This is a genomic window from Microbacterium lacusdiani (genome assembly GCF_054779895.1).
Window position 1 is genome coordinate 304757 of sequence record NZ_BAAGXJ010000003.1, and the last position, 16040, is coordinate 320796.

The following is a 16040-nucleotide window of genomic DNA, read 5'->3' on the forward strand; positions in this document are numbered from 1 at the left end:
CGCTGCTCGAGGAGGCGGCGCATCAGTCGCGCGTCAGCTTGCGGTGCGTGGTGCGGTGCGGGCGGGCCGCCTCCGGGCCGAGGCGCTCGATCTTGTTCGCCTCGTACGACTCGAAGTTGCCCTCGAACCAGTACCACTGCGCCGGGTTCTCGTCCGTGCCCTCGTACGCCAGGATGTGCGTCGCGATGCGGTCGAGGAACCACCGGTCGTGCGTGATGACCACGGCGCAGCCCGGGAAGTCGAGCAGCGCGTTCTCGAGCGAGCTCAGGGTCTCGACGTCGAGGTCGTTGGTCGGCTCGTCGAGGAGCAGGAGATTGCCGCCCTGCTTGAGCGTGAGCGCGAGGTTCAGGCGGTTGCGCTCACCGCCCGACAGCACGCCGGCCTTCTTCTGCTGGTCCGGGCCCTTGAAGCCGAACTTCGACACGTAGGCGCGCGACGGGATCTCGGTCTTTCCGACCGTGATGATGTCCAGACCGTCCGAGACGACCTCCCACAGCGTCTTGTCGGGGTCGATGTTGGAGCGGTTCTGATCGACGTAGCTGATCTTGACCGTCTCGCCGATCTTCAGCTCGCCGCCGTCGAGCGGCTCGAGGCCCACGATCGTCTTGAACAGCGTGGTCTTGCCGACGCCGTTCGGGCCGATGATGCCGACGATGCCGTTCGGGGGGAGGTTGAAGCTGAGGTTCTCGATCAGCGTGCCGCGGCTGTCGAAGCCCTTCTTCAGGTTCTTCGCGTCGATCACCACGCTGCCGAGGCGCGGGCCGGCCGGGATCTGGATCTCCTCGAAGTCCAGCTTCCGCGTGCGCTCGGCCTCGGCCGCCATCTCCTCGTAGCGCTGCAGACGGGCCTTGGACTTCGCCTGGCGGCCCTTCGCGCTGCTGCGCACCCACTCGAGCTCCTCCTTGAGGCGCTTCTGGAGCTTGGCGTCCTTCTTGCCCTGGACCTCGAGGCGGTCGGCCTTCTTCTCGAGGTAGGTCGAGTAGTTGCCCTCGTAGGGATAGAGGCGCCCGCGGTCGACCTCGGCGATCCACTCCGCGACGTGGTCGAGGAAGTACCGGTCGTGGGTGATCGCGATGACCGCGCCCTTGTACGCCTGCAGGTGCTGCTCGAGCCACAGCACGCTCTCGGCGTCGAGGTGGTTGGTCGGCTCGTCCAGGAGCAGCAGGTCGGGCTTCTGGAGCAGCAGCTTCGCGAGCGCCACGCGGCGGCGCTCACCACCCGACAGCGGCGCGATCGCCGCGTCGGCCGGCGGCGTGCGCAGCGCGTCCATGGCCTGCTCGAGCTGCGAGTCGAGGTCCCAGCCGTCGGCCGCGTCGATCTCCTCCTGCAGCGTGCCCATCTCGGCCAGCAGCGCGTCGAAGTCGGCGTCCGGCTCGGCCATCAGCGCGGAGATCTCGTTGAAGCGGTCGACCTTCGCCTTGATGGCGATGCCGTCCTGGATGTTCTCCAGGACCGTCTTCGACTCGTCGAGCTCGGGCTCCTGCATCAGGATGCCGACGCTGTAGCCGGGGGTCAGCTTCGCCTCGCCGTTCGACGGCGTGTCGAGGCCCGCCATGATCTTGAGGATCGTGGACTTTCCGGCGCCGTTGGGACCGACCATGCCGATCTTCGCACCGGGCAGGAACGCCATCGTCACGTCGTCGAGGATGAGCTTGTCGCCCACCTTCTTGCGGGCGCGCACCATTGAGTAGATGTATTCAGCCATTTGGCTCCCAGTCTAGGGCGCTGACCCTGGACGGATGGGGCGCATGCGGCCCGCGCGGCGCCGCGGCGGCGACCCGCGGCTCACCAGTCGATGGGACGGGTCTCCCCCACCAGGCACATGGTGCCCTCCTCGAGGGCGGGCAGCACTCGCGTGACGGCCTCGCCGATGTCGGGACCGACCTGGCCGACCAGGCACTCGTCGCCCCACAGGACCGAGAACTGCAGGGACTCAGCGGGGTTGCCGACCGTGCTCAGGTCCTCGGTGACCTGCATGGCCGCCTTGTCGAATCCGGCGGCGACGAGCGCGTCGACGTAGGCACGCCCCTCGGCGCGGCGGTCCGAGGCCCACACCCGCTCGGCGACCTCGGTGAAGAGGGCCAGGTTGTCGGCGGCGGTGCCGTCGGGCACCAGTGCCGTCGGCCCCTCCGCGGGCTCCGACGGCGCGACCGATGCCGTCGCCGAGGCGGACGGCGCGGCCGGGGCCGAGACCGTCGGCGCGTCGGACCGGCCCGGGCGGGGCGCGTCGGCGGCGCACCCCGCGAGCATCGCGGCCGTCGCGAGCACCGTCGCCACGGCGCCCGCCCGGGTGCGGCCGTGCCTCGGGCGGCGGCTCGCCGTCGCGGAGGGGTCGCGTCGCGGGGTCACGCCGCCGAGTCTAGGGTGGCCGCGCGGCGGCTCAGAACGGCGTGGCGTCGGCGAGCTCGGGATCCGGAAGCGTCTCCGCCTCGGGATCGTCCGCGCCGGCGGTGGACTGCGCCGGCGCCCAGTCGTCCTGCACGCCCTCCTGCGCGCCGCTCGCGCCCTGAGCGTCCGCGGCCGCGCTGCGCGGCGCCCTGCGCTGGAAGGCCGTCGTGCCGAACCGCAGGTCGTGGCCGAGCGCGTCGGCGTCGACCTCCGCCTCCATGCCCTTGCGACCGTCGGACTCCCACGTGCGCAGGCGCAGCCGGCCCGACACGACGACGCGTTCGCCCTTGTGCAGCGACGCCGCGGCATTGTCGGCCAGCCCGCGGTACGCCGAGACGCTGTACCAGTTGGTGGCGCCGTCGACCCATGCGTTCGCCGCGCGGTCGTACCTCCGTGTGGGGCTCGCGAGCCGGAAGCGCGTCACGGCGATGCCGCTCGGCAGCGTGTTCCGCTCGGGCTCGGTCGCGATGTTGCCGGTGATCGTGATGATGTCGCCCATGGTCGTCCCTTCTCTCGCCGGAGACGTCTCCGGTCGGCCGCTGGTCGGCCTCGGGACGACTGTGACGCGACAGACGGCCCCGGATGCGGCTCCGCCCCCGTTCCGTGGGGAACGGGGGCGGATCCGACGCCTGGGGACGAGCCCCGCGATCGTCAGGCGACGTACTCCGCGAACCGGGCGCGCACCTTGTTGACCTTCGGGACGGCCACCGCCAGGCAGTAGCCCTGGTTCGGGTTCTTCGCGAAGAAGTCCTGGTGGTAGTCCTCCGCGTCGTAGAACGCGCCGAGCGGCTCGATCCGGGTGACGATCGTCCCCTCCACGTCGCCGATCGGCGCATCCCAGATCTCGGAGGCGCGCTCGCGCGCGGCCTCGAACTGCTCGCGCTGCGCGTCGTCCGCGGGGAACATCGCCGAGCGGTACTGCGTGCCGGTGTCGGCCCCCTGGTGGTTCAGCTGCCGAGGGTCGTGCATCGTGAAGAACGCGTCCAGGATGACGTCGGCCGGGATGCGCTCGGGATCGAACGTGACCTTGACCGCCTCGGCGTGACCGGTCGTGCCGGTGCACACCAGCTCGTAGCTCGGGTGAGGCACGGCTCCGCCCGTGTAGCCCGAGACGACGCTCTCGACCCCGGACAGCGCGCGATACGCCGCGTCCAGGCACCAGAAGCATCCGCCGGCCAGAACGAAGGTCTGCATGTCCAACTCCTCTCGCCGCCGAATGCGGCACATCCTTCACAACGCTACGCGTCCGCAGGTGTTCCGGGGTCCCGGCCGATGTCGGCGGCCCCCCGTACCGTCTGTCGCGAGAGGAGCACTCATGCACGACACCGCACTCGCCCCAGCCGCGCCCGTCATCCCGGTCCCCGCCCCGGCCGTCCGAGGACGCGAGACGCTCGTGCGCGCCGGCGCCGCCCTCTGGCGCGTCGTGGGGCGCGGCGGCACCGTGATCGGCCACCTGCGGGTCGTCGAGCACCCGCTCGGCACGCGGTACCGCGCGGAGAGGCTGCAGGCGGCCACCGCGCGCTTCCTCGTCGTCGGCGAGTTCTGGTCGGCCGACGAGGCGGTCGCGAGCCTGCGCGTGTGACGCGCAGCGGCGCGGCTCAGACGACGGCGTCGAGCGGAGCGGCCTCGCCGGCCTCGGCTCCCCCGTCGGCGACGTCGCGCCAGGCGTCGACCAGCATCAGCGCGGCGCGGTCGAGCACCGGCGCCGGAGCCGTGAAGGGCACGCGGATGTGGCGCTCGTGACCGCCGCCGACCGAGAACCTGGGCCCGGCTGACAGCAGCAGGCCGCGCCGCCGCGCGGCGAGCGTGAGCGCCGAGCTGCGCGGGGCGCCGAGGCCCACCCACAGGGCGACCCCGCCGGCGACCGACGGGATGTCCCATTCCGGCACCGCGGGTCCCAGCACGCGCACGAGCGCGTCGCGCCCCTCGCGCAGCAGCTGGGACCGCTGGATCAGGATGTCCCCCATGCGCGGCAGGAGCCGCTCGGCGACCGCCTGCTCGAACTCGGGCGTGCCGAGATCCGTGGTCGGCCGAGCGGCGGCGAGCCTGCGGATCATGTCGACGTCGGCGCGGATCCAGCCGATCCGCAGACCGCCCCACACCGTCTTGCCGAACGAGCCCAGCGTGATCACGCCCTCGCCCGCGTCGACGGACGCGAACGGCAGCGGCGAGATCACCCGTTCGACGCCGAGCTCCGCGGTGGTCTCGTCGACGATCACGTGGGCGCCGACCGATCGCGCGAGCTCGGCGATCCGCCCTCTCGCCTCGACCGCCATCGACTCGCCGGTGGGGTTGTGGAAGTCCGGCATGAGGTACAGGGCGGTGGGGCGCGAGCGCAGGATGGCGTGCTCCGCGCGCTCCAGATCCCACCCCTCGCCCACGGTCACCGGGACGCCGACCAGCCGCGCGCCCTGCCGCGCGAACGCCTCCGCGGCGTGCGGGTAGGTGGGCGTCTCGAGCAGCACGCGGTCGCCGCGCGCGACGAGCAGCGTGGCGACCAGCGAGATCGCGCTCTGGGCGCCGTTCGTGACCAGGATCTGCGCGGCCTCGGTGGGAAGGCCGCGCTCGGTGTAGCGCCGCGCGATCGCCTCGCGCAGCCCGCGGCGGCCGGTCACGTCGTAGCCGGGCCGGGCCATCAGGGCGGGGGCATCGCCGGCCGTCTCGGCGTACACGGCCGCGAGCCCGGGCCATGCCGCGGGACTCGCCTGCTGCAGGTCGACCATGCCCTCGTCCGCGGCGATCCGGCCGAGGTCGCGGCGGCCCAGCGGGCGCGTGATGCTGCCCGAGCCGCGGACGCTGTCGATGTGCCGGCTCGCGCGCAGGCTGCGGTATGCGGCCGCCACGGTCGTCCGGCTCACGCCGAGGCGCGACGCGAGCTCCCGCTCGGCGGGCAGCGCCGTGTGCGGCGCGATCCGGTTGTCCAGGCACAGCAGCCGGATCGCATCCGCGAGGGCCTCGTAGGCGGGCTCGCGCGTGCGCCAGGGGCCGAGCAGCGCGTCCAGCGCTCGGGCGGAGAGTCGGGAGTCGAGCATGGAGCCACCATAGCCGGATTGGCCTCTTTACCGAAGGCCAATCTCGCGGTGGACTGATGGCATGCCCGCACCCTCCGCCGACCCGTCCGCGCCGCCCCGCTCCCTCGCCCGCCGCATCGTCCAGCTCCTCGTCGGCCTCCCTCTCTACGGGGTGGGCGTGGCCCTGACCGTGGAGGCGGGCGTGGGTCTGGATCCGTGGACCGTCCTGGCGGAGGGCCTGTCCGTGCGCACCGGCATCGGCATCGGATGGGTGACGATCCTGATCGGCGCGCTCGTGCTGCTCGCCTGGATCCCGCTCCGCGAGCGGCCGGGGATGGGCACGATCCTCAACATCCTGATCGTCGGCGCGGCCCTGCAGGTGACGCTCGACCTGATGCCGCCGATCGACGCCCTGGGCTGGCGCATCGCCGCGCTGTTCGGCGGAATCGCCCTGGTCGGCCTCGCGTCGGGCCTGTACATCGGCGCGCGCTTCGGGGCCGGCCCGCGGGACGGGCTCATGACCGGCCTGCATCGCCGGGCCGGCTGGCCCGTCTGGCGCGCTCGCGCGACCGTGGAGCTCACGGTCCTGGCGCTCGGGTGGCTTCTGGGCGGCACGGTGGGCTGGGGCACGGTCGCGTTCGCGGTGCTGATCGGCCCGTGCGTGGACGTGGCGCTGCGCCTGCTCGACACGCGCGCACCCCGCGCACGCGCGAACCCCGCGCCCGTCCCTGCATGACCGGGCGAGCGCGGGGTTCGTCGCCCGCATCGAGCGGGCGTGCTCCGGTGGCTCAGTGCTCCCGGAACTCGGGGCGTGCGGACCCCGGTCGCAGGTGCGAGGTCAACGCGTTCTTGGCGATGTCCAGCGACGGATACTGACCGATCGGCGCCTCCGCGCCGCTCATGGTCACCGCCCAGGACCCGTCGTCGACCTCCCGGATCGATCCGACGGCCCCGTTCGGTCCGTACGCCACATAGAGACGCCGTGTGTGCGTCGTCATCATCGTCGACTCCTTCCGCTCGCCTCGCACGTTACGCCCGCGAACGGATGGGCGGAACCCCTTGACATCGGTGGGCGCACTCCCGCAGCGATGTCGGAGGTATGTTCTAATGTCGCGGGCATGGATCGCGAGCGGAAGTATGAACTCCAGGCGAAGCACCGGCAGCGGAATTTTCTGCGGGTGGCGAAACACCTCCAGAGTCATCCCTGCAGCGATTGCGGCGAGGCCGACATCCTCGTGCTCGAGTTCGATCACCTCCCTGGCACGGACAAGCGCTTCGACATCGCGCGCGCCGTGAGCGCGTCGACGCGCTCCTGGTCCGCCATCGAAGCTGAGATCGCCAAGTGCGAGGTCGTCTGCGCGAACTGTCATCGACGGCGCACAGCCGATCGTGCCGGTTTCCGACGGGCGCTCCTCCAGCGCTCAGGCACGCCGATCCACGACTCCGACCTAGAACCGCCGTCGCGCTTCCGGGTGCCACACGGCGGCGGCGCGCGCGGACGCCACAGATGCGAGTGCGGCCTTTGCGTGGAGCGACGCCGCGCCTACGCACGACAGTCCTACGCGGCGCGGCGGGAACGTCGGCGGACAGTCGGCACGCCTCGCCAGGAACCTCCCGCTACCCTTGACGATGACCCCCAGTAGCTCAGCTGGACCAGAGCGTCGAACTTCTAATTCGAATGTCGCAGGTTCGAATCCTGCCTGGGGGGCAGAGCGCCCGCGTCGGCGTGCGTCGGCGGCCGTCGATAGGCTGGATCGCATGGTAGGCGCCTCCGAGAACGACCGGCTCGTCTGGATCGACTGCGAGATGACGGGCCTCGACCTCGCGGTCGACGAGCTGGTCGAGATCGCGATCGTCGTGACCGACTTCGAGCTGCGGATCCTCGACCCCGGTTTCCAGGTCGTCATCAAGCCGTCGCAGGCAGCGCTCGATCACATGGGCGAGTTCGTCACGGAGATGCACCGGAAGTCGGGTCTGCTGGACGAGATCCCGGGCGGCGTGCCGCTCGAGGAGGCCGAGCGCCTCGCGCTCGAGTACATCCGCCGCTTCGCCCCCCAGGAGCGCAAGGCCCCGCTGGCCGGCAACACGATCGGCACCGACCGGATGTTCCTGGCCAAGTACATGCCCCAGGTCGACACCTACCTGCACTACCGGAACGTCGACGTCTCGAGCGTCAAGGAGCTGTCGCGGCGCTGGTTCCCGCGGGCGTACATCCACGCGCCCGCGAAGGACGGCGGCCACCGCGCACTCGCGGACATCCTGGAGTCCATCCGCGAGCTCGAGTACTACCGTCGCGCCGTGTTCGTGGCCGAGCCGGGTCCCACCAGCGACGCGGCACGCGCGATCGCTTCGTCGGTCGTTTCGTCATTTGCCTCGGACATGTGACAGAATGAAGAGGTTGTCCCCGAGACATCGGGGGCCACGGTGGCTGTAGCTCAGTTGGTAGAGCACCGCGTTGTGGTCGCGGGGGTCGCGGGTTCAAGCCCCGTCAGCCACCCCACTCACTCCTGGCGGAAGTCCTCATGATCGACATGGACGCCGACGCTTTCGAGCGGCTCGTCGTCGACGAGCTCGATCGGCTGCCCGACGACATGGTCGACGGGCTGGACAACGTCGTGTTCGTCGTCGAGGATCGCCCGGAGGACGGATCGCTCGATCTGTTCGGGCTCTACGACGGGCTCGCGCTCACCGAGCGGGATCGATACGGCATGGGCGAGCTCCCGGACCGGATCATCGTGTACCGCGAGCCGCATCTCGCCGCGTGCGAGACGGAGGACGAGCTGCGAGACGAGATCCACACGACGCTGGTGCACGAGATCGCGCACTTCTACGGGATCGACGACGAGCGCCTGCACGAGCTGGGGTGGGCGTGATGGCCGGCGCCGCGCTCCCCGACCTCCATGAGGACGTCCGGCTCCACGAGCAGGAGGCCGCCGACGTCCCCTGGCAGACCGTGGTCTGGAACGACCCGGTCAACCTCATGAGCTACGTCGTCCGCGTGTTCCGCGAGTACTTCGGGTACAGCGTCGAGCGGGCGACCCAGCTGATGCTCGCGGTCCACAATGAGGGACACGCGGTCGTCGCCGAAGGCGCCCGCGAGCAGATGGAGCTGCACGCGCAGGCCATGCACGACTACGGCCTGTGGGCCACCGTACGGAGGAGCCCCCCGTGAGCGACAGGATCGTCCTGCTGACCCTGACCCGCATCGAGGTCACGCACCTCGCCGACCTCGTGCGGCAGTTCGCGGATCTCGTGGACAGCACGCCCACGCTCCCGGATCCCGCGATCGAGCGGCTCACGCCGGACGTGTATCCCGAGGACCCGGAGGCGTCCCGCGAGTTCCGTGCCGTCACGCGGGCCGACCTGCTGCGCCGACGCGCGCACGACGCGCGCGTGGTGCTCGACGACCTCGCCCGGGTGGAGCGCGTGGAGGACGAGCTGGCGCCGGTCGACGTGTCGCTCGAGGGAGACAGCATCGAGTCCTGGCTGCGCACGCTGGCCGCCGTGCGCCTGGTGATCGCGAACCGTCTCGGCATCGTCGAGGACGATCAGGATCACGACCCGGACGACCCGCGTTACGGCGTGTACGACTGGCTCGGCTACCGCCTCGAGGGCCTCGTGCAGGCGGCCGAGCAGGGCGACACCGCCTGATCCGCCTCTAGAGCAGATCGAAGACGAGGTCTGCGAGCGCTCGGGGGTCGTGCGTCTCGATGTGGCGCGCCTCCTGAGCCGCCCAGCGGTCCCAGTGGGGCGCGTACGTGTCGCCATCGCGTTCGAGGGCGCGCGCCTTCCGCGAGGGCTCGGGCGCGTCGACCCACACGGCGACGTGCGCCAGACCGGCTGCGGCCGGAGTCAGAGCGCCGGAGCCCTCGACGATCAGCGGACGGTCCGGCGCGACCACGTGCGGCTCGGCGAACGCCTGCACGTCCCAGTCGAACCGGCGCCACCGCCCCTCGATCCCGGCGGCGTGCGGGACGAGCAGCCACTCGTGCGCGAGCCGCGTCCCCTCCTCGAGCCCGTCCCATCCGGGGTAGAGCGAGTCGAGCGCGACCAGCTGGGGCCGCTCCCCCGCGCGCGGCCACTCCGCTGAGAGCCGGGCGGCGAGCGTCGTCTTGCCGCTGCCGCTGCGCCCGTCGATCAGCACGCGCGGAGCCGCGACGTCCAGGCGCGCGACCGCGGTCGCGACCGCACGGAACGCGGCGTCGTGAGCGCTCGGGAAGGACTCTGCGGCGCTACTTCTTGAGGACACGGATGATGCGGGCCAGCACGCGCCCGGTGACCCAGATGAACGGGATCCCGACCGCCAGGAGCGACACGATGTTCGGCTCGAACGTGAGGGTGTCGCCGCGGCGCACGTACGCGCCGATGGGGGCCGAGAAGCCGCCGCCGCCCCCGCCGCCGTTGCCGGACTCATCCGACCCTCCGCCGAAGCCTGTCCAGGTCGCGGCGACCGGGACGATGCGCACGCCGTCGACGTCCTGCTGCTCGCCATAGGCGCTGTTCACGCCGATGTTCGCGGAGATCCTGCCGAGTTCGAGTGCGATGTTGGGCATGTCCCCACCGTACCCGTCGGCCGCTGCCGAGCGGGAGGCTTCGACCGTTTCGACTCCGCTTCGCTCCGCTCAACGACCGGTGGAGGTGCGGTCGCTCCGCTCAACGGCCGGGCAACGACCTCGTGCGAGCGAAGCGAGCGTGGAGCGAAGCGACTCCCGCAGCGCGTCAGCGCTGCCGCGGGGAGCGAAGCGAGCAGCCTCGCTCGCAAGGGTGCCGCTTGCGGCCCCGCAGCGTGCGAGACGCTTCTGAAAGAGGAACTCAGTCCGAGTCGGCAGGTGGGCGCGGGTGCGACGGGAGGTGCCGGCGGTCTTCACGTCCGAGGAAGGTCGCGCGCGTCACGGCGCCGCGCCCGAATCGGGCGAGCGCGTCGTCGAGCGTGCCCTCGATACGCTTCCAGTCCGCGTCGTCGTCCCACAGCGCCACGCCTCCCGCGCCCGCGGGCCGGAGGCGCTCCGCGCGCACCCCGATGAGGCGCACCGGCAGGCGCAGGTCCACGTTCGCGAGGAGGTCTCGCGACGCGTCCGCGATCCGCTGCCCCACGGCCGACGGCTCCGGCAGCGTGGCGGAGCGGGTGATCGTGGAGAAGTCCGAGAACCGCACCTTGATCGCGACACCCGCCGCCTCGAAGCCCGCGCGTCGCAGCCGGGCGGCGACGCGGTCGGAGAGCCGCAGCAGCTCGGCGCGCAGCAGCTCCACGTCGGCGACGTCGGTCTCGAACGTCTCCTCGTGTCCGATGCTCTTCTCGGTGCGCGAGGTCTCGACCTCGCGCACGTCGATGCCCCGCGCGAGCTGCGCCAGCCGCTCGGCGCCCGCATGGCCGACGATCCGCTCGAGCACGTGCGGCGGCGTGGTGCGGACGTCCTTGATCGTGCGGATCGCGCGCGACTCGAGCGCCTCGGCGGCCTTCGGCCCCACGCCCCAGATCGCGCGCACGGGCTTCGGGTCCAGGAACTCCTGGGTGCGGTCGGCCGGCACGATGAGCAGCCCGTCCGGCTTCGACATCGTCGACGCCATCTTGGCCACGTGCTTGGTGGCCGCCACGCCCACGCTCGCGGTGATCCCCACCTCGGCCGCGATCCGCTCGCGGATGAGCCGCGCGATCCTCCCCGGACTGCCCCACAGCCGCCGCGCCCCGCGGACGTCGAGGAACGCCTCGTCGATCGACAGAGGCTCGACCAGCGGGGTGAAGCTGCGGAACACGTCCATCACCTGCGCCGAGACGGCCTGGTACCGGTCGAAGTGCGGCAGCACCACGACGGCCTGCGGGCAGAGACGCAGCGCCTGCCCCATCGGCATCGCGGAGCGGACGCCGAAGCGCCGCGCCTCGTACGACGCGCTGGACACCACGGAGCGGCCGTCGGGCGCGCCGATCACGACCGGCTTGCCCCGCAGCGACGGGTCGTCGAGCACCTCCACCGACGCGTAGAAGGCGTCCATGTCGACGTGCAGGATGCCGGTGCCGGAGTCGTCGGCGTCATCGGGCGACACGATGCGCCCCGATCCGTCCGCTCGCCCCATGCGTCCATTCTCCCCGCGGGCGGGGACATCCGCGCTCAGCCGGCCGGATCGAACTCCGGGCCGTCCAGCAGGCCCGACGCGAGAACCCGCAGGGTCACGACGCGGGTCGCGGCCTCGCGCAGCCGGTCCTCCGGGATGTCACCGTCGCGGACGGCCGCGCCGATGCCGTCGGCCATGTCCCCCGCCGTGCGCGCGTTCGAGCCGGCCACCATGAGCACCAGGTCGGCGCCGGCCGCGATCGCGTCGACCGCGCTGTCCACCGGGTCGGCGTATCGCTCCTCGCCCGAGGCGAGGAGCATCCCCAGGTCGTCCGTGACCGCCACGCCCTCGAAGCCGAGGTCGTCGCGGAGGATCCGGTACCACTCCGGCGACACCGAGGCGGGCACGTCGTCCACGGCGGTGAAGCGGAGATGACCCGTCATCACGAGCTCCGCACCCGCCTCGATGCCCGACGCGAACGGCGGCGCGTGCTCGGCCCGCCACTCCTCGAGCGTCATGTCCGTCTCGGGGATCACGCTGTGCGAGTCGCCCGGCGCCGCGCCGTGGCCCGGGAAGTGCTTGAGCGTGGAGAACGCGTGCTGCCGCTCGCCCGCGACCGCGGCGGCCACGCGCTCGGACGCGGCGTCGGGGTCGCCGCCGAGGGTGCGCGGGCGGATGAACCCGCTGGTGGCGGTCCCGACGTCGGCGACGATCCCGAAGTTCACGCTGATGCCGGCGGCCTCGAGCAGCGCGCCGCGCGCGTCGAACGCCTCGCGGGTGGACTCGGGCGAGCGGCGCGCCAGCTCGGCGCCCGCGGGTCCGTCGTCCCACGCCAGGCGCGACACGACGCCGCCCTCCTGGTCCACGGCGACGAGCGGGGGCAGCGCGCCGTCCTCGCCGTCGATCCCGTCCGTCAGCCGTGCGAGGCCCCGAGGGTCCTTCGGCACGTTCGACCCCATCAGGATGAACCCGCCGAGATCGCGGTCGTCGACGTAGCGCGCCAGCGCGCCCGCGTCCGTGCCGCCCACGTGCCCCATCACGACGGCCGACGCGCGCTCCTCGGCGCTCATGGCGTCGACGATGAGCTCCGCCACCGCGGCCGCGATCTCCTCTCGCGAGGCGGGCGCCGGCTCCACCGTGGACGCGAGCGAGGTCGTGGCCACCGCGTCGGCCGGTGCGGGGGCCGCGGACACGGCGACGAGGCCGATCAGCGTGGCCGCGAGCCACGCCGACCGGCCTCGGTCGGGACGGAGCATGATCACGCCTCGGCGGCGCGCTCCAGGACGAGTTCGCGCACGCGCGCGGCGTCCGCCTGGCCCTTCATGGCCTTCATGACCGCGCCGATCACGGCGCCGGCGGCCTGCACCTTGCCGTCGCGGATCTTGGCGAGCACGTCGGGCTGCGAGGCGAGCGCCTCGTCGATCGCGGCGATCAGCGCGCCGTCGTCCGACACGACCGCGAGCCCGCGGGCGTCGACGACCTCCTGCGGCGATCCCTCGCCCGCGATGACGCCCTCGAGCACCTGGCGCGCGAGCTTGTCGGTGAGCGTCCCCGCGTCGACCAGGCCCTGCAGCTGCGCGACGTGCTCGGGCGACACCAGGTCGGCGGGCTCGCGCCCCTGCACGTTGGCGACGCGCGTGATCTCGCCCGTCCACCACTTGCGCGCGGCCTGCGGCGCCGCGCCGGCGGCGACCGTGGCCTCGACCTCGGCGAGCAGCCCGCCGTTCACGACGTCCTGGAACTCGAGGTCCGTGAAGCCCCAGTCGCCCTTCAGGCGACGGCGGCGTGCCGCGGGCGGCTCGGGCAGCGCGGCCCGCAGCTCCTCGATCAGCGCCGGCGTCGGCTCGACCGGGAGCAGGTCCGGCTCGGGGAAGTAGCGGTAGTCGTCGGCGTCGGACTTCGGGCGGCCCGGCGACGTCGTGCCGGTGTCCTCGTGCCAGTGGCGGGTCTCCTGCGTGATCGTGCCGCCGTCGGCGAGGATCGCCGCCTGGCGCTGGATCTCGTAGCGGACCGCGCGCTCCACGGAGCGCATCGAGTTGACGTTCTTCGTCTCGGTGCGGGTGCCGAGCTTCTGCTCGCCACGCGGGCGCAGCGACACGTTGGCGTCGCAGCGGATGTTGCCGCGCTCCATCCGCGCCTCGGAGATCCCGAGCGCGATCGCGATGTCGCGGATCGTCGCGAGATAGGCCTTGGCGAGCTCGGGCGCACGGTGCTCGGCGCCGAAGATCGGCTTGGTGACGATCTCGACCAGCGGCACGCCGGCGCGGTTGTAGTCGACGAGCGAGTACTCGGCGCCCTGGATGCGGCCGGTGGCGCCGCCGACGTGCGTCAGCTTACCCGCGTCCTCCTCCATGTGCGCGCGCTCGATCGGCACGACCACGATCTCGCCGTCGGAGAGCTCGACCTCGACCTGGCCCTCGAACGCGATCGGCTCGTCGTACTGGCTGATCTGGTAGTTCTTGCCGAGGTCCGGGTAGAAGTAGTTCTTCCGGGCGAAGCGGCTCGAGGGCGCGATCGAGCACCCGAGCGCGAGGCCCAGGCTGATCGAGGACCGGATGGCCTCCGCGTTCACCGTGGGCAGCGATCCCGGCAGCCCGAGGTCCACGGGCGCCACGAGCGTGTTGGGCTCGGCGTCGTGGTTGTCGGCGTGCGCGGGGTTGGCCGCGGGCGAGAACATCTTGGTCCTGGTGTTGAGCTCGACGTGCACCTCGAGCCCGATCACGGGCTCGAACAGCTCAAGCGCCTTGTCGAAGTCCATCAGCTTCGCGGTCGCCATCAACGGGCCGCTCCCTTCAACTCGGGCGCACGATCGAGCAGCAGCCCGCCCCACTCGTCCACCAGCATCGCCTCGAGCGCCGCCCCGACGCGGTAGAGGCGCGCGTCCTCGCGCGCGGGCGCGAGGAACTGGATGCCGACCGGCAGGCCGTCCTCCTCCGCGAGACCCGTCGGCACCGAGATGCCGGGCACTCCCGCGAGGTTGGCGGGGATGGTCGTCAGGTCGTTGAGGTACATCGACAGCGGGTCGTCGACCTTCTCGCCGAGCTTGAAGGCCGTGGTGGGCGCCGTCGGCGTCGCGATCACATCGACGTCGGCGAACGCCTGGTCGAAGTCGCGCTGGATGAGGGTGCGCACCTTCTGGGCGCTGCCGTAGTAGGCGTCGTAGTAGCCGGCGGACAGCGCGTACGTGCCGAGGATGATCCGGCGCTTGACCTCGGGGCCGAAGCCCGCGTCGCGCGTGGCGGACATGACGTCCTCGACCGTGCCGCCCGGCACGTCCAGCCGCAGACCGAAGCGCACCGAGTCGAACTTCGCCAGGTTGCTCGACGCCTCGGCGGGCAGGATCAGGTAGTACGCGGCGACCGCGTACTCGAAGTGCGGCGCGCTGATCTCGACGATCTCGGCGCCCTGCGCCTCCATCTTCGCGAGCGCCTGGTGGAACGACGCGGCGACGCCGGCCTGGAAGCCGCTGTCCGGAAGTTCCTTCACGACGCCGATCCGCAGGCCCTTGAGCACGTCGCCCCGAGCGCCCTCGCGGGCGGCGTCGGCGAACGACGGCCACCCGTCCGGGATGGAGGTGGCGTCGTGGATGTCGTGGCCGCCGATCACGTCGTGAAGCAGGCCGGCGTCCAGGACGGTGCGCGTCACGGGACCGACCTGGTCCAGGCTCGAGGCGAGGGCGATCGCGCCGTAGCGGCTGACGCCGCCGTAGGTCGGCTTGACGCCCACCGTGCCGGTCACGTGCGCGGGCTGGCGGATCGAGCCGCCGGTGTCGGAGCCGAGGGCGAGCGGCGCCTCGAACGCGGCCACCGCGGCGGCCGAGCCACCGCCGGAGCCGCCCGGGATGCGCTCCAGGTCCCACGGGTTGCGCGTCGGACCGTACGCGGAGTGCTCGGTCGACGAGCCCATCGCGAACTCGTCCATGTTGGTCTTGCCGAGCGGCACGAGGTCGGCCGCGCGGGAGCGGGCGACGACGGTCGCGTCGAACGGCGACATGTAGCCCTCGAGGATCTTCGAGCCCGAGGTCGACGGCATGTCGGTCGTGACGAGCACGTCCTTGATCGCGAGCGGCACGCCCGCGAGCGGGCCGAGCTCCTCGCGCGCGGCCCGGCGGCGGTCGACGTCGGCGGCGACGTCGAGCGCGCGCGTCGACACGTGCAGGAACGCGTTGACGTCGCCGTCCACGGCGGCGATGCGGTCGAGGTGGGCCTGGGTGGCCTCGACGCTCGAGACCTCGCGCGCGGCCAGCTTGGCCGCGAGGTCGGCGGCGCTCAGGCGGATCACGTCGCTCACTGCTCCTCCCCCAGGATCGCGGTCACGCGGAAGCGCGAGCCGTCGGCGTCCGGCGCGTTCTGCAGCGCCTGCGCCGTGGTCAGCGTCTCGGCGACCTCGTCGGGGCGGAAGACGTTCTGCATCGGGATCGGGTGGCTCGTCGCGGGGACGTCCGGGGTGGCCACCTGCGAGACCTTGGCGATGTTGTCGACGATCGCGTCGAGCTCGCCGGTCAGGCGGCTCACCTCCTCGTCGCTCAGCTGGATCCGGGCGAGCACACCGAGATGGCGCACGAGATCGGGGGTGATTTCAGACACCCCC

Annotated in this window: 19 protein-coding genes and 2 tRNA genes; 8 read left to right on the plus strand and 13 right to left on the minus strand. The window is 72.1% G+C overall.

The features are described from left to right. Window positions 1–22: 22 nt before the first annotated feature. The 4 genes from ettA to msrA form a co-directional block, all read right to left on the minus strand. Window positions 23–1705, minus strand: coding sequence for an energy-dependent translational throttle protein EttA (gene ettA / locus ACYVGN_RS03560; RefSeq protein ID WP_055991305.1), 1683 nt, complete (start codon window positions 1703–1705; stop codon window positions 23–25). 80 nt (window positions 1706–1785) lie between these two features. After that, entirely contained in the window at window positions 1786–2349 is a 564-nt protein-coding gene (locus ACYVGN_RS03565) for a DUF6993 domain-containing protein (RefSeq protein ID WP_460788807.1), read from the minus strand. 31 nt (window positions 2350–2380) lie between these two features. Continuing rightward, complete coding sequence (gene ssb / locus ACYVGN_RS03570; protein WP_460788809.1) at window positions 2381–2887, minus strand: single-stranded DNA-binding protein; 507 nt, start codon at window positions 2885–2887, stop codon at window positions 2381–2383. A gap of 152 nt (window positions 2888–3039) precedes the next feature. Beyond that, the gene (msrA, locus tag ACYVGN_RS03575) at window positions 3040–3582 is read right to left on the minus strand and encodes a peptide-methionine (S)-S-oxide reductase MsrA (RefSeq protein ID WP_460788811.1); all 543 of its coding nucleotides are present in this window, start codon (window positions 3580–3582) and stop codon (window positions 3040–3042) included. A 121-nt stretch (window positions 3583–3703) separates the two neighbouring features. On the opposite strand from msrA, the gene ACYVGN_RS03580 reads away from it, so the two are divergent. Continuing rightward, window positions 3704–3970: a hypothetical protein gene (locus tag ACYVGN_RS03580; RefSeq protein WP_460788813.1), complete on the plus strand. Its 267-nt coding sequence runs from the start codon at window positions 3704–3706 to the stop codon at window positions 3968–3970. Between the two features lie 16 nt (window positions 3971–3986). On the opposite strand, the gene yczR is transcribed toward ACYVGN_RS03580, so the two are convergent. Beyond that, the gene (gene yczR / locus ACYVGN_RS03585) at window positions 3987–5420 is read right to left on the minus strand and encodes a MocR-like transcription factor YczR (RefSeq protein WP_055991293.1); all 1434 of its coding nucleotides are present in this window, start codon (window positions 5418–5420) and stop codon (window positions 3987–3989) included. Window positions 5421–5481: 61 nt separating this feature from the next. On the opposite strand from yczR, the gene yczE reads away from it, so the two are divergent. Beyond that, window positions 5482–6135: a membrane protein YczE gene (gene yczE, locus ACYVGN_RS03590; RefSeq protein ID WP_055991290.1), complete on the plus strand. Its 654-nt coding sequence runs from the start codon at window positions 5482–5484 to the stop codon at window positions 6133–6135. A gap of 52 nt (window positions 6136–6187) precedes the next feature. Here yczE and ACYVGN_RS03595 read toward each other — a convergent pair whose 3' ends face one another. Beyond that, window positions 6188–6769: a hypothetical protein gene (locus ACYVGN_RS03595; RefSeq protein WP_460788815.1), complete on the minus strand. Its 582-nt coding sequence runs from the start codon at window positions 6767–6769 to the stop codon at window positions 6188–6190. 263 nt (window positions 6770–7032) lie between these two features. Here ACYVGN_RS03595 and ACYVGN_RS03600 point away from each other — a divergent pair. From ACYVGN_RS03600 to ACYVGN_RS03625, 6 genes are all read left to right on the plus strand, one after another. After that, a tRNA-Arg gene (locus tag ACYVGN_RS03600) sits at window positions 7033–7107 on the plus strand. 50 nt (window positions 7108–7157) lie between these two features. Continuing rightward, on the plus strand, window positions 7158–7784 hold the full coding sequence (orn, locus tag ACYVGN_RS03605) for an oligoribonuclease (protein ID WP_055991284.1): 627 nt from the start codon (window positions 7158–7160) through the stop codon (window positions 7782–7784). 39 nt (window positions 7785–7823) lie between these two features. Beyond that, window positions 7824–7899: transfer RNA gene (locus ACYVGN_RS03610), tRNA-His, on the plus strand. 22 nt (window positions 7900–7921) lie between these two features. Next, complete coding sequence (locus ACYVGN_RS03615) at window positions 7922–8272, plus strand: metallopeptidase family protein (protein WP_055991281.1); 351 nt, start codon at window positions 7922–7924, stop codon at window positions 8270–8272. Further along, window positions 8272–8571 carry an ATP-dependent Clp protease adapter ClpS gene (clpS, locus tag ACYVGN_RS03620; protein ID WP_460788817.1) on the plus strand — a complete coding sequence of 100 codons (300 nt, stop codon included), beginning with the start codon at window positions 8272–8274 and terminating at the stop codon, window positions 8569–8571. Before ACYVGN_RS03615 ends, clpS begins: the two co-directional genes overlap by 1 nt. Further along, a complete protein-coding gene (locus tag ACYVGN_RS03625; protein ID WP_235563009.1) occupies window positions 8568–9050 on the plus strand; it encodes a DUF2017 family protein in 483 nt (160 codons plus the stop codon). The genes clpS and ACYVGN_RS03625 overlap by 4 nt, the downstream gene beginning before the upstream one ends. A 7-nt stretch (window positions 9051–9057) precedes the next feature. Here ACYVGN_RS03625 and ACYVGN_RS03630 read toward each other — a convergent pair whose 3' ends face one another. The 7 genes from ACYVGN_RS03630 to gatC form a co-directional block, all read right to left on the minus strand. Next, window positions 9058–9648, minus strand: coding sequence for a nucleoside/nucleotide kinase family protein (locus ACYVGN_RS03630; protein ID WP_460788819.1), 591 nt, complete (start codon window positions 9646–9648; stop codon window positions 9058–9060). After that, on the minus strand, window positions 9632–9952 hold the full coding sequence (locus ACYVGN_RS03635) for a hypothetical protein (RefSeq protein ID WP_460788821.1): 321 nt from the start codon (window positions 9950–9952) through the stop codon (window positions 9632–9634). The genes ACYVGN_RS03630 and ACYVGN_RS03635 overlap by 17 nt, the downstream gene beginning before the upstream one ends. Window positions 9953–10211: 259 nt before the next feature. Next, window positions 10212–11471 (minus strand): DNA polymerase IV, encoded by a 1260-nt coding sequence (locus tag ACYVGN_RS03640; RefSeq protein WP_460788823.1) that lies wholly within the window; start codon window positions 11469–11471, stop codon window positions 10212–10214. Between the two features lie 35 nt (window positions 11472–11506). Then, entirely contained in the window at window positions 11507–12706 is a 1200-nt protein-coding gene (locus ACYVGN_RS03645) for a glycoside hydrolase family 3 N-terminal domain-containing protein (protein WP_460788824.1), read from the minus strand. Between the two features lie 2 nt (window positions 12707–12708). Further along, window positions 12709–14226, minus strand: coding sequence for an Asp-tRNA(Asn)/Glu-tRNA(Gln) amidotransferase subunit GatB (gene gatB / locus ACYVGN_RS03650; RefSeq protein WP_460788826.1), 1518 nt, complete (start codon window positions 14224–14226; stop codon window positions 12709–12711). Then, on the minus strand, window positions 14226–15740 hold the full coding sequence (gene gatA / locus ACYVGN_RS03655; protein WP_460788828.1) for an Asp-tRNA(Asn)/Glu-tRNA(Gln) amidotransferase subunit GatA: 1515 nt from the start codon (window positions 15738–15740) through the stop codon (window positions 14226–14228). The genes gatB and gatA overlap by 1 nt, the downstream gene beginning before the upstream one ends. Continuing rightward, the gene (gatC, locus tag ACYVGN_RS03660; RefSeq protein ID WP_055991257.1) at window positions 15737–16036 is read right to left on the minus strand and encodes an Asp-tRNA(Asn)/Glu-tRNA(Gln) amidotransferase subunit GatC; all 300 of its coding nucleotides are present in this window, start codon (window positions 16034–16036) and stop codon (window positions 15737–15739) included. Before gatC ends, gatA begins: the two co-directional genes overlap by 4 nt. Between the last annotated feature and the right edge of the window lie 4 nt (window positions 16037–16040).